This is a genomic window from Neotamlana laminarinivorans (genome assembly GCF_020523925.1).
GTDB classification, from domain to species: Bacteria; Bacteroidota; Bacteroidia; order Flavobacteriales; family Flavobacteriaceae; genus Neotamlana; species Neotamlana laminarinivorans.
Window position 1 is genome coordinate 1 of the sequence record NZ_JAJAPW010000052.1, and the last position, 315, is coordinate 315.

Annotated in this window: 1 protein-coding gene; it reads left to right on the forward strand. The window is 37.5% G+C overall.

Translation table 11 applies throughout. From position 1 onward, the window contains the following. A partial coding sequence (locus tag LG649_RS15985) for a DUF5000 domain-containing lipoprotein (RefSeq protein WP_262904514.1) occupies positions 1 to 242 on the forward strand: 242 nt, incomplete at its 5' end. Positions 243 to 315: the final 73 nt, after the last annotated feature.

Sequence of the window (315 nt, forward strand, 5' to 3'; positions counted from 1 at the left end):
ATACCGACGGTAGTTGGGCCAGTTGGGATTTGCTGGGAACCTTCGAAGTAATTAAACCATCAGGACTACCTCTTACCCAACAGAACAACGAGGATATAGAATTTGCTCAAGACGGATTCAATTGGCCAATCCCTATTACAGCGCCCAAATATAGGTACCTTAGAATTAATAACTTAGAAAACTGGGCTGGTTCTGGGCGTTTAGCCATTGCCGAAATGAGAGTATACGGAGATACCCGATAATATAAATTGAAAATTAAAATTTAATTAAAAAATGATTGATATTATAAAAACAATACAGCTACTTCGCATAACT